The sequence below is a fragment of the Aurantiacibacter xanthus genome (assembly GCF_003584015.1).
GTDB lineage: Bacteria > Pseudomonadota > Alphaproteobacteria > Sphingomonadales > Sphingomonadaceae > Alteraurantiacibacter > Alteraurantiacibacter xanthus.
Genome location: NZ_QXFM01000073.1, coordinates 54,845 through 67,019 on the forward strand (window position 1 = coordinate 54,845; position 12,175 = coordinate 67,019).

The 12,175-nt window shown below is 63.3% G+C and carries 10 protein-coding genes; 5 read left to right on the forward strand and 5 right to left on the reverse strand.

Annotated elements, in window-relative coordinates:
* Positions 1-15 precede the first annotated feature (15 nt).
* The 3 genes from D2V17_RS08160 to D2V17_RS08170 all read left to right on the forward strand — a co-directional run bounded on the left by D2V17_RS08160 (position 16) and on the right by D2V17_RS08170 (position 2,982).
* Complete coding sequence (locus tag D2V17_RS08160; protein ID WP_119592576.1) at positions 16-690, forward strand: carbonic anhydrase; 675 nt, start codon at positions 16-18, stop codon at positions 688-690.
* A 109-nt stretch (positions 691-799) separates the two neighbouring features.
* Positions 800-2,380 (forward strand): SulP family inorganic anion transporter, encoded by a 1,581-nt coding sequence (locus tag D2V17_RS08165; RefSeq protein ID WP_119592577.1) that lies wholly within the window; start codon positions 800-802, stop codon positions 2,378-2,380.
* Positions 2,377-2,982, forward strand: a complete 606-nt coding sequence (locus D2V17_RS08170) for a carbonic anhydrase (RefSeq protein ID WP_119592578.1) — start codon at positions 2,377-2,379, stop codon at positions 2,980-2,982. The genes D2V17_RS08165 and D2V17_RS08170 overlap by 4 nt, the downstream gene beginning before the upstream one ends.
* A 91-nt stretch (positions 2,983-3,073) precedes the next feature.
* Here the strand turns inward: D2V17_RS08170 and D2V17_RS08175 are convergent, their stop codons facing one another.
* The 5 genes from D2V17_RS08175 to D2V17_RS08195 all read right to left on the reverse strand — a co-directional run bounded on the left by D2V17_RS08175 (position 3,074) and on the right by D2V17_RS08195 (position 9,456).
* A complete protein-coding gene (locus D2V17_RS08175) occupies positions 3,074-5,323 on the reverse strand; it encodes an arylsulfatase (protein ID WP_245978634.1) in 2,250 nt (749 codons plus the stop codon).
* A 141-nt stretch (positions 5,324-5,464) separates the two neighbouring features.
* The gene (locus D2V17_RS08180; RefSeq protein ID WP_119592580.1) at positions 5,465-7,072 is read right to left on the reverse strand and encodes a GMC family oxidoreductase; all 1,608 of its coding nucleotides are present in this window, start codon (positions 7,070-7,072) and stop codon (positions 5,465-5,467) included.
* Between the two features lie 2 nt (positions 7,073-7,074).
* Positions 7,075-7,530: a DUF3237 domain-containing protein gene (locus D2V17_RS08185; RefSeq protein ID WP_119592581.1), complete on the reverse strand. Its 456-nt coding sequence runs from the start codon at positions 7,528-7,530 to the stop codon at positions 7,075-7,077.
* A 12-nt stretch (positions 7,531-7,542) separates the two neighbouring features.
* Positions 7,543-7,977, reverse strand: coding sequence for a DUF3237 family protein (locus D2V17_RS08190; protein ID WP_119592582.1), 435 nt, complete (start codon positions 7,975-7,977; stop codon positions 7,543-7,545).
* A 15-nt stretch (positions 7,978-7,992) separates the two neighbouring features.
* Positions 7,993-9,456, reverse strand: coding sequence for an aldehyde dehydrogenase family protein (locus D2V17_RS08195; RefSeq protein WP_119592583.1), 1,464 nt, complete (start codon positions 9,454-9,456; stop codon positions 7,993-7,995).
* Between the two features lie 148 nt (positions 9,457-9,604).
* Between D2V17_RS08195 and D2V17_RS08200 the strand changes: the two genes are divergently transcribed.
* Both D2V17_RS08200 and D2V17_RS08205 read left to right on the forward strand, forming a co-directional pair.
* Positions 9,605-10,663, forward strand: coding sequence for a helix-turn-helix domain-containing protein (locus D2V17_RS08200; protein ID WP_245978635.1), 1,059 nt, complete (start codon positions 9,605-9,607; stop codon positions 10,661-10,663).
* A gap of 156 nt (positions 10,664-10,819) precedes the next feature.
* On the forward strand, positions 10,820-12,133 hold the full coding sequence (locus D2V17_RS08205) for a spinster family MFS transporter (RefSeq protein WP_119592585.1): 1,314 nt from the start codon (positions 10,820-10,822) through the stop codon (positions 12,131-12,133).
* Positions 12,134-12,175: the final 42 nt, after the last annotated feature.

A 12,175-nucleotide genomic window follows, 5' to 3' on the forward strand; every position in this document is an offset into this window, starting at 1 on the left:
GCGAAGGAGCATGTCATGAACACTCTGATCGACGGCGTTGACCGCTTTATCGGAAACGTTTTCCCCACCAAGAGTGAGCGCTTCCGCGAACTGGCCCGCGAAGGCCAGAGCCCCACTACTCTGATGATCAGCTGCTCGGACAGCCGCGTGGTGCCCGAACTGATTACCCAGTCGGAGCCGGGCGAACTGTTCGTGATCCGCAATGCGGGCAACATCGTGCCGCCGTGGCAGCGCACCAATGGCGGTGTCACCAGCACGATCGAATATGCCGTGGTTGCGCTGGGCGTCACCGATATCGTGATCTGCGGCCATGCCGATTGCGGCGCGATGAAGGCCTTCTCCGCCGCTCCCGGCGCGCTCGACAAGATGCCCAGCGTCAAGGAATGGCTGAGCCATGCCGAAGCCGCCAACGCGACGGTCGAGGCCTGCTGCGGCGCGATGGAAGCCGGCGAGCGGCTGGAAAGCCTGATCGAGGAGAACGTCAAGATCCAGCTGACGCACCTGCGCTCGCACCCTTGCGTGGCCTCGGGTCTGGCGGCGGGCAAGCTGCGTCTGCACGGCTGGGTGTTCGATATCGAAACCGGTGTCATCCGCGCGCTCGATGGCGCTTCGGGCACGTACATTCCGCTGGGCGCCGATGGTGCCTACGCGGTGGCCGATTTCGGCCGCGAAACCTTGCGAGTGGGCTGAGCCCCACCCCTGGGCCCTCCATTTCCCCTCCCACTCACAAGTCAGGCGGCTCCTGCCGGGATTCCTCGATTGCCCCGCTGCAGGAGCCGCCACCCATGGAAGGTGGCTTATGACTGACAACGAATCTCTCTTTGCCAATCTCGGGCGCGATGTTCCCGCCTCGGTTGTCGTGGCGCTGGTTGCGCTGCCACTCTGCCTTGGCATCGCGCTCGCTTCGGGCGCGCCGCTGTTTTCGGGCCTGATTTCCGGCATCGTCGGTGGCGTCGTCGTTGGCGTGCTGTCGAAGTCGCAGCTCTCGGTCAGCGGTCCGGCCGCCGGCCTTACCGTGATCGTGCTCGGCGCGCTGGCCACCTTGCCCAGCTGGGAGGCCTTTCTGCTGGCGACCATGCTGGCCGGCCTGATGCAGATTGCGCTCTATTTCACCCGCTCGGGCACGCTGTCCGAATTCGTGCCCAGTTCGGTCATCACCGGCATGCTGGCGGCGATCGGCCTGATCCTCATCCTCAAGCAGATCCCGCATGCGCTTGGCTATGACGGCGATTTCGAGGGCAGCCTCAGCTTCCTGCAGCCCGATGGTCTGAACACGATCACCACGCTGTTCTATTCGTTCTGGGACTACCTGCTGTTCGGCCCGATGGTGATTGCGGCGGTCTCGATCGCGTTTCTGTTCTGGTGGGATGTGAAGCGGCCCAAGGAGGGGCCCATCCGTCTGCTGCCCGGACCGCTGGTGGTGGTGCTGTTCGGCGTGCTTGCCAACGAAGGCTTCAAGCTGTTCGCGCCCTCGCTCGCCATCGATACCACGCACCTCGTGCAGGTGCCCGTGGCCGAAACGCTGGATGGCTTCTTCTCCAACTTTTCCACTCCGGACTTCTCGCTGATCGGTCTGCCCGACGTGTGGATCGTGGCGGTGACGCTGGCCATCGTGGCGAGCCTTGAATCGCTGCTGTGCGTGAAGGCCGTGGACGAGATCGACCCGCGCCGCCGCACCTCTGACAAGAACCACGAACTGCTGGCGCAGGGTGGCGGCAACTTCGTCTCGGGCCTGATCGGCGGCCTGCCGCTGACCTCGGTGATCGTGCGTTCGAGCGCCAACGTCTCGGCCGGTGCCGTGACCAAGATGTCGGCGATCCTGCACGGCTTCTGGCTGCTGGCCAGTGTCGTCCTGATCCCGACCCTGCTGAACCTGATCCCGCTTGCCGCTCTGGCCGCGATCCTGATCCACACCGGATACAAGCTCACCACCCCGCAGATGTTCGTGCGGCGCTGGAAGCAGGGCTGGCACCAGTTCGTGCCGTTCTTCGCCACGGTGGCGGCAATCCTGCTGACGGACCTGTTGATGGGCATCGTGATCGGTCTCGCCATCGGTTTCGTCTTCGTGGTGGCGCGCAACTTCCGCAAGGCCATCACCGTGGCCAACGAAGGCGCGTTCTACCTCGTGAAGAGCCGCCGCAACCTCTACTTCATTCACAAGTACGAGTTGCAGCAGTCGCTGCAGTCGATCCCCTCCGGCTCGCAGGTGGTGATCGACCTCGACCGCTCCGAATTCGTCGATCCCGACAATATCGAGATCATCAACGCCTTCGTCAGGAATGCCGAGTTCAAGGACATCGAGGTGAGCGTTCGCCACGATCTCGAACATCTGGAAGGCAGCGGGCTGCGCGCGCCGCTGAGAAAGGTTGCCTACTCATGAAGAAGTTTCGCGAACTCCTGCTCGCCAACAAGGCCTGGTCGCACGAAATGCGCGAGCGCAAACCGGATTTCTTCGGCCAGCAGATGCGGGGGCAGAACCCCGATATCCTGTGGATCGGGTGTTCGGACAGCCGCGTCAGCCCCGAGCAGATCACCCAGACCCGGCCGGGCGAGCTGTTCATCCACCGCAACGTCGCCAACGTGGTGAGCGAGGATGACGACAACTTCGGATCGGTGCTGCAGTTCGCGGTCGAGGAACTGAAGGTCAGCCACATCGTGATCTGCGGCCACCGCGGCTGCGGCGTGGTGGAAGCGTCGGTTTCGGGCGAGACCACTGGCGCAATCGACCGCTGGCTCGGTTCGGTGCGCGAAGTCAGCCTGCGGCACGCGGAGGAGTTGGCTGCCATCTCCGATCAGGAGGAGCGGCTGGATCGTCTGGTGGAGCTCAATGTCCGGCATCAGGTGCGGCAGCTTGCCCGGATGCGCATCCTGCGTGCCGCCTTCGAGCGCGGCGAAGACATTGCGCTGCATGGTCTGGTCTATGATCTGCACACCGGCCTGGCGCGAGAGCTGGACATCGAGAGCGACCTTATCCCGGCATAGGTAACTGCCTCGCCGACCTGTCATCGGGACGGAAATGAAACGGAGCCGCCAGATGCTGGGGCTCCGTTTCTGTTATCGCGACTTGTTGCAATCAGTTGGTGAAGGTCACGGGGCCGACCGTGCAGTCGCAGCGCCGGGGGCCGTTGCGGTCGTCAACCTGCGGGCGACCGATCAGCGCTTCGCCGGCCAGACTGCCGACCACCCGATCGATGACCACTTCATCGACCTGTTCACCATCGACCGTCATCGACAGCAACACGCCTTGGGCCTGCGGGGTAAAGCCGACCGCGATGCGGTGCGTCCCGGCAGGTAGGGCAACCGGGCTACGCAGGATACGCCGTTCCTGGGCGCGGCCGCTGGGGTTGTAGATGAACTGCGGGAAGCCGTCCTCAAGCGACAACGCCCAGCCGGAGAACTTGCCCCCCTGAACCGCAATCGGCCCGCTGTCACCTTGGCCGCCGACCGTGATTTCGGCATCGGCCTGCCAGGTGTTGGTCATGATGGGGAATGCTCGTGCGGGGTAGCGGAAGTCGCTTGGGTAATAGGTGTGCGACGCGCCCTGCTGCACCCCTGTGGGACGGTACTTGGGATCGATGCGTCCGAAGAAGTCCGCCGACAGCGGGTAGATGTTGTACCGCTCCGCGGCACTGTCGAAGTCGAGCTGCAACTCTTCGAGCTTTTCCGGATACTGGCTCGAAACGTCGCGCACCTGGGTGTAGTCCTCATTGAGGTTATAAAGCTCCCAGGGTGTCTGGTACGGGTCGGTCTTGTTGGCCTCCCACGGCTTCCAGTTGACGCTTGTCGAAGCGAGCCAGCCGTCCTTGTAGTAGGCACGGCTGCCGAGCATCTCGAAATACTGCTCGCGATGCCGGGCCGGAGCATCTGCATCGTCAAAGGTATAGGCGAACGAAATGCCGTCAATCGGCTGTTGGGCAACACCGTCCACCTCTTCCGGCGGGGTGATGCCGATGGCTTCGTAGATGGTGGGCGCGATGTCGATAACATGGGTGAACTGGGTGCGCAGCGTGCCGCCATCCGTGATCCGGTCGGGCCAGGAAACCACCATGCCATCAAGCTGACCGCCGAGCTTCGAGGCCACTGTCTTGCCCCACGGGAACGGGGTGTTGAGCGCCAGGCCCCAGCCCACTGGATAGTCGCCGAACGTGTCTTCCCCGCCCAGCTCATCGAACTGGGCGAGCATCTCCTCTTCCGTCATGACAACACCGGCAAACTGGGAATAGGTGTTGGTGCTGCCATGCAGATCGTGCAGCGCCGCGCCGTTGTCGCCCTGCACATAGATAATCAGAGTGTTATCGAGTTCGCCGATTTCCTTCAGCCGGTCGAGCACGCGTCCGAACTGATAGTCCATGAAGGCGAGCTGGCCGGCGGCCACTTCCATCATCCGCGCGTAAAGGCGCTTCTGGTCGCTGGTGAGTGTGTTCCAGCGCGGAACGTCCTCGGTCATTTCGGGCATTTGCGCCGTCTGCGGGATCAGCCCCATTTCCTTTTGCCGGGCGAATATCTGCCGTTGCAGTTCATCCCAGCCCATGTCGAACTGGCCTGCAAACTTGTCGATCCATTCGCGCGGGGCCTGCTGCGGGCCGTGCACCGTGCCGGGCGCGTAGTACATGAAGAACGGCTTGTCGGGCGCGGTCCCGTGCTGGGCACTGAGCCAGCCGAGCATGTGATCGACCAGATCGCGGTCGAAGATATAGTCCTCATCGTTGGGATCGCGCCGCACGAAATTGATGTTTTCGAGCAGCGGCGGATTGAACTGGTCGGTCCCGGCGGCGTTGAAGCCATAGAAGTAGTTGAAGCCCCACCCGATCGGCCAGTTTTCGAACGACCCCATCGGCCCCAGGTCCCAGTCGGGTGTGTTGTGGTTCTTGCCGAAGAAGCCGGTGTCATAGCCATTGTCGCGCAAGACCCGCCCCAGCGTGGCTGCGCTCTTCGGAATGACCGAGGTATAGCCGGGGGCATCGATCGAGACATTGCTGATTGAGCCGTTCCCGACCGCGTGATGGTTGCGCCCGGTGAGCAGCGCTGCGCGGCTGGGCGAGCACATCGCCGTGGTGTGCAACTGGGTGTACTGGAGACCTTCTCGCGCCAGCCGGTCAAAGTTCGGCATGGCCACCGGTCCGCCAAAGGATGCTGCCGCCGAATAGCCCACGTCGTCGGTCATCACCACCAGGATGTTGGGCGCACCTTCCGGTGCTTCCGGGCGTGCCGGATAGTGTTGCCACTGTCCGTTCTCGGCGACAGGCGGCTCCTGCGCAGACTGGTTCTGAGCATAGGATGCTGGACTGGCCAGTGCCGCCGCGGCAACCGCGATTGCGGTCATCGCCGTTCCTCTTAGGCCTTTCTTGCCATATTTGCCAGATCTACCCATTACATCCTCCTGTGTTCTGTCGACTGCATTGTTCTGGCTGACTCCGCCTTTTTGCGGTTGGCCAGCGATATCGGTGCGATCCCCGCGTTGTCGTCACGTTCTCTTGCGAATGAGGTCCGCCGCCTTTTCCGCCACCATCATGACGGGCAAGTTCGTATTTCCGCCGGGAAGCAGCGGAAAGACCGAGGCATCGATGACTCTGAGGCCGCGCACGCCCCGGACCTTCAGCGCACCATCCACAACCGCCTGGCTGTCGCTCCCCATCCGGCAGGTGCCCGATGGGTGATAGGCGGTGGCCCCGGTGTTGCGCACGTGGTCGAGAATGGCCTCGTCGCTTTCGGGCTCCTCAGGCCGCGTCATCGCGCCGGTGACCTCGGCCAGAGCCGGCTGGCGGACCAGCTCGCGCAAGGTGCGATACCCGTGGATCATCTCGGCCCGGTCATGCGGATCGGACAGCAGGTTGAACGCGATGGCCGGGTGGTCGGCGGCATGCGGCGTCTTGAGGCTCAGCTTCCCCCGGCTGCGCGGATAATTCAGCGACCACATCGCGCCGAGCCGCGCGCCAAAACGCTTCTTCACGCCCGGAAACCACACCTGCGTTTCCATCGCCAGCGGCACCAGCAGGAAGTGCAGGTTCACTTCCGGGTTGCCCGCATGGCTGGCGACATTGGCGGAAATGGCCAGCGGCGGAGCGCCGACAATGCCCTTTCCGCGCACGCTCCAGTTCAGCAGCGAACGCGCGAGACGGTCAGCCCGGACCTCTTCCTCGAAGGCCCAGCGCCGGTCGAGGGCGAATTCCATCGCCGCACCGGGATGGTCTTGTAGATTGGCGCCGACCTGCGGACTGTCCACCAGCGTTTCGATGCCGAGCGCCTGCAAATCCCGCCCCGCGCCGACCCCTGACAGCATCAGCAACTGGGGTGAATTGATCGCTCCGCTCGACAGGATCACCTCACCATCGGCATAGCAGCGCCGCTCCTGCCCATCGTGCCGATAGACGACGCCTTTGGCCTCTCCCCCTTCGATAAGGACTTTCTGCACTTCAGCCCGGATTCTCACCGTCAGGTTGGTGCGATTCATGGCCGGCTTCAGATAGGCGAGCGCTGCGCTTGCCCGGCGACCACGGCGGGTGATCGTGAAATCGGGCATGCCGAAGCCATCGGGCTGCTCGCCATTGAAGTCGTCAGTGATGGGAAAGCCCATCGACCGGGCTGCCGCCGTGGCTCTGGCAAACAGTGGGCTGGGCGCCGGGTGCGGTTGTACCGAGACCGGCCCATTGCCTCCATGCAGCGCGCTCTCGCCGCGCCAGTGGCTTTCCAGCTTGCGGAAAAACGGCAACACATCGTCGTAGCCCCAGCCTGGCAGCCCCTGATCGCGCCACCGGTCATAGTCGCTGGGCTGGCCGCGAATGGCCATCATGCCGTTGAGCGAGGAGGTTCCGCCAAGCATCTTGCCACGCGCAACCTGCAACTGCCGCCCATTAAGCTCCGGCTCAGGCTCGGACAGGAAGCCCCAGGTTATCTCGGGATTTGGCCACAGCTTCGAAACGGCCAGCGGCATCGCCACGTCGACCCGCTCGCCATCGCCGCCCGCTTCTAGCAGCAGCACGCGCGACGTGCCGTCTTCGCTCAGCCGGTTGGCCAGCACACAGCCCGCCGAACCCGCGCCGACCACGATAAAATCGAAATGTTCGCTATCCATGCTCATACGACTTTCCAGTAGCGGAAGACGGACCCGGTGGGATTGCGTCGCCCGACCCCGACGAAGATCGTCCGGTTGAGCCAGTCATAGGGGCCCTCGGGCGCTTCGAAGCGGGGCGTCATGCGCATGTAGTAGCTGTGCGGATCGACCTGTTCTCCTGCCAGCAATTGCCGCACCACTTCGGGCGGGGCATGGCGCACGCCTGCGCTGCGCTTGAGGATTGTAGTGCCGTCATCGGTCTGCAGCAGATATTGCGATTCGAACCGGCCCCCGCCATCGGCGCGCACCAGCGGGAAATCGCCACCGCTCTTGGGCACGATGATGCCCGACAGGCCATCGATCCCGGCAAAGGTGCCGCCTTCGATAAGCACCGCACCGCGGGTATAGTCCTCGGCGATATGCATATGCATGCGCGCACCGAGCGAGACACGGATTTCCAGAGCAAATTCGAGTTTCATAACTAAAGGCCCTCAAACGATCTGGGCAATGGACAAGACATCAGAGCCACGCTCGCGCTCGGCGACAAAGGCTCGGGTCGCAAGCCAGGCATGAGGGCTGGCCTCATCCGCTTCGAACACGAGAGTGAGGCGAATGCCGTCGAAGGCGTTCTTTGCGCAGGCATTGCCGGTGCCGATGATGCGGATGATCGCACCGTCATCGCTGCGGATCACATAGACCGTCTCGATCGTGGTCACCTGATCCATGCGGGTGAGGCAGGTCTCGCTGCCGGAAACGACGCGCCCGTTGAGGCGCGCGCCGGAGATGGTGCCTCCCGTTACAGTGCGCATCGAACGCAGCCCGCCGGTTGCCAGCCGCCCCAGTTCCATCGGCTCGCCAAACTGTTGCTCGAGGTGAAAAGCGAGCTCCAGACCGGGCGAGGGCATGTCTTCGTGATCGTGTTGCATGATGGTGCCCTTGTCCTAGATCGCCACGGTCACGGCTTTGAGCTCGGTATAGGCTTCGATACCGGCCCGGCCATTCTCGCGCCCGCTGCCCGACTGACCCACGCCGCCCGAGGGCAGGACAAAGTCGTTCCCGCCCGCCGTATTCACCCTGACGGTGCCCGCCCGCAGGCGCTTGGTCAGGCCCAGCGCATCGCTGACATTGCGGGTCCAGACATAGGCGGCGAGCCCATAGTCGCTGTCGTTGGCGAGATCGGCGATTTCGTCGAGATCGAGCGTGTCGAAGGGCATGGTGACCAGCACCGGCCCGAAAATCTCCTCGCGCACCGCCTGCGCACTCGGGTCGAGGCCGGTCAGCACGGTTGGCGGCACGAAGTAGCCCTTGCCGCCCGGGCGCTCGCCGCCGATGGCGCAGCGGGCGCCATCGGCACGGGCCTGATCGATGTAGCCGAAGATCTTGTCGCGCTGCGCCTCGCTGATGACCGGGCCGAGCGTGGTTGCCGGATCGCTCGGTTGCCCCATGGCAAGGCCGCGCGCGAGGTCTGCGACCTTCGCGGTCACCTCGTCGATCACGGCGCTGTGCACCAGCAGCCGCGAACCGGCCGAGCAGGTCTGGCCGGAATTGAAGAAAATCCCCATGGCAATGCCGCGCGCAGCTGCATCGAGATCGGCGTCGGGCAGCACAATCACCGGCGATTTGCCGCCAAGTTCGACGGTTACGCGCTTCACATGGGCCGCTGCATCGCGCAGCACGGTCCGGCCGGTGGCAGTGGAGCCGGTGAAAGATATCTTCGCTACATCGCGGTGCGCGACGAGAGCCGCGCCCGCTTCGGCACCAAGCCCCGGAACGATGTTGATCATCCCTGCGGGAAAGCCGCATTCGTCGATCAGTTCGGCAAGGCGCAAGGCTGACACCGAAGTTTGCTCCGCTGGCTTGAGCACCACCGCGCACCCGGCTGCCAGCGCCGGTCCGATCTTCATCGCTGCCCCCATCAGCGGGTAGTTCCAGGGGATAATCTGCCCCACTACGCCGACCGGTTCGCGCAGGGTGGCGGCATACCAGTCGCCGGGGACCGACAGTTCCATCGTTTCGCCGGCAAGCTTGGTGGCCCAGCCGGCAAAGTAGCGCAAACCCGCCGCCGACTGGCGCACGTCGAGATTGCGCACATTGGTGATCGGCTTGCCGGTATCGAGCATTTCCAGCTCAGTCAGCTCCTCGGCATGCTGGTCGATCCTGTCCGCCAGTGCCAGCAGAGCATCCTGCCTCCTCGCCGGGGTCCAGCCCTGGCGCGGAGCCGCCTTCAGCGCGGCCGATGCCGCCGCAACGGCCCGGTCGATATCACCGCTTGAGGCGGCCGCGACTTCGCCCACACGCTCTTCCGTAGCCGGGTCCACGACATCGATGACCTCGCCGCTTTGTGCCTCCAGCCACTCGCCGCCGATATACAGTGCGGGGGCACGGCGCATGATTGTAGCGTTCATAGTCCTCTTTTCGTATTCTGAATCTGTTGGTTCTCCGGACCTCATCCGGATGATGCTTGCCGTCATTGCTAACCTGGCCGGAAGCGCAAAACTTGCTTCGACGTGCATTGATTAAGTGCGACAGAGCAGGATAGCCGCAGGGGCTAAAGTGGACAGATCGGCAAGGAACGCTATCTGTCACGCATCGGCGGTCTTCCGCGGTGAGGGTTGCAGATTTCGCAAGCCGTCAAATAAAATAAAGAAAACAAAAAGTAATGGGGTAATTGGGAGAGGTGGAGTGGATTATCTCAGCTTTTCGACCAGGGCCACGACCCGGCAGGAGCGGTCGGCCCAGTGGCAGATGATCACGCGCGCGCCCTCGGCCGAACTGGGGGACGATCGTGAAGCGTCGATCCGCGGTTGCGATCTGGGAGAGTTGCGCCTGTGCTCGGTTGCGATGGGCAAGCATCGCCTCGAAAACGAACGCACCTCCTTGCACGAGCCGGATGCCGGTCTCATCAAATTTGTGTTTCTCGAAGAAGGCGAGTGCCTGATCGAACAGAATGGCCGCTCGGTGTCGCTGTCTGCCGGACAATGGTGCGCACTCGACAAGACCTTACCGTTCCGGACCGAAGCGCAGGAAGCCACGCGGCAGCTTGCCCTCGCCATTCCCAAAAGACGCCTCGAAGCATGGAGCGGCTCGGCCCGTCAGTTCACCATGGCCGAGTGCTTTCTTAACGGCGCTGGCAACGTTCTGCATGAAAGCGCTGCTGCTGCGATCAGCGCGGCCACCGTTATGGGGCGGCGTGACCGCGCCCGGCTTGGCGACGTGCTGGTGCAGATGCTCAATATGGTCTGGCAGGCCGATCCGCAGATCTCGGGAGCCAGAACACATCGCGCGCGGCGCCTTGTCGTGCTCGATTTCATCGAGCGGAACCTCGCCGATCCCGATCTTTCGATTGCCTGGATTTCAGAGGCTCTGGGCTATTCGAAGCGTACCTTGCACAAGTTGTTTGCCGATGAAGCGACAACTCTCAATCGTCTGATCTGGAACCGACGGCTCGATCATTGCCGGAAGGCCTTGCTCGACCCTGCCCAGTCACGCTGTTCGATCACGGAAATCGCGCATGACTGGGGCTTCAGCGACTCCCAGCATTTCAGCCGCGCATTCAAGATGCGTTTTGGCGCATCGCCGCGCGATTACCGCAATCGCAACCTGGTGCACTGACCGGACAGATCTCTTTCGATCTTGTCCGGCTGTCCGCGCCTGCGTGTGAAGCGAGGCCGGTGGCGCTGGCAACCAAATAAAGGCGCTCCTGTCCAAGCAGCGACGGAGCGGTCTGCCCTAGATCGGCGGCGATTGAGTTCATGTGAGATCGCCGCGATGACCCCTGCAGCACGCCGAACAACTCTGTTCCTGCTAACCGTGATATACGGTTTTGGGTTCATCGACCGGATCGTCATCGCGCTGGTGGCACAGGACATCAAGGCCGATTTCGGTATTTCCGATTTCCAGATCGGTTTGCTCGGCGGCACGGCCTTTGCGGTGGTGAATACCGTGGCTGCCTTGCCTCTGGCCCGGCTGGCCGAGCGCTATCCGCGCAAATGGATCGCCTCCGTCTCGCTGCTGATAGCGTCTGTCTTTGCCGGTCTTTTCGGCTTTGCGACGAGCTTTTTTCACATGGTGCTCGCGCGTCTGGGAATGGCCGCCGGCGGTGCTGGTACCGAGGCACCGCCGCACTCGATGATCTCGGACATGTATGGCCCGGAAAAGCGCGCCTCGGCGATGTCGCTGTTCATGCTTGGCGTGCCGGTTGCCGCCTTCGTCGGCTCGATGGTCGGGGGCACAGTGGCGGCCGCCTATGGCTGGCGGGCGACCTTCTATGTCATCGGTGGGATGGGGCTGCTCGTCTCCTTCATCTCGATGATGCTTCTTCGTGAGCCGGGGCGGGGCAAGATCGACGGTGCCGCAAAGCCCGACAATGGCACTGCGCCGGGCATCCAGACCGTTTTCGGGGTGATGGTGGGTGATCGCTGCATGCGGCACATCTTGCTCGGTGTGTCGATCATCAGCTTGGGCGCGTTCGGGATGAACACGTTCCTTCCCTCGTTCTTCACCCGCAATTATGGGCTCGATATCGGTGAGGCGGGCACGCTGTTTGGCCTGCTGACCGGGGTGGCCTCGGCCGTGGGCACCATTGCCGGGGGATATGGCAGCGAATGGCTCGCGCGGCGTGATCCGCGTTGGCTGGTCGCCGTTCCCGGATTGGGCGCGATTGTCGGCGCGCCGATCTTCATAGCCGGTCTGATGCAAGACAGCCTGCCGCTCGCTTTCAGCCTCATGTTGCTAGGTTCGCTGTTCTTTTACACGGCCATGGGGCCAGCGATTGCGGCGTTGCATGGTCTGCTGGATTCCCGCAGCCGTGCGACCGGATCGGCCATCTTCCTGCTTATCATGCATCTGACCGGGCAGGGGCTTGGCCCGCCGATAGCGGGCTTTGTCAGCGATCTGGTGTCGGCCTGGGTCTATACGGGCAATGACTTTGGCGTGGCCTGTGCGGGTTCTGCGGGCCAGGTTCCCGGGTCTGCTTGTGCGAGCGCTGCCGCCACGGGCATCCGCTATGCCATCGCCTGTTTCGGCGCGTTCTATATCTGGAGCGGCCTGCATATGCTGTGGGCAGCGCGCTGGCGGCAATAGCGCGGCGCGCTGGCCGAGCGCGCCGACTGCGCGAGACAAACG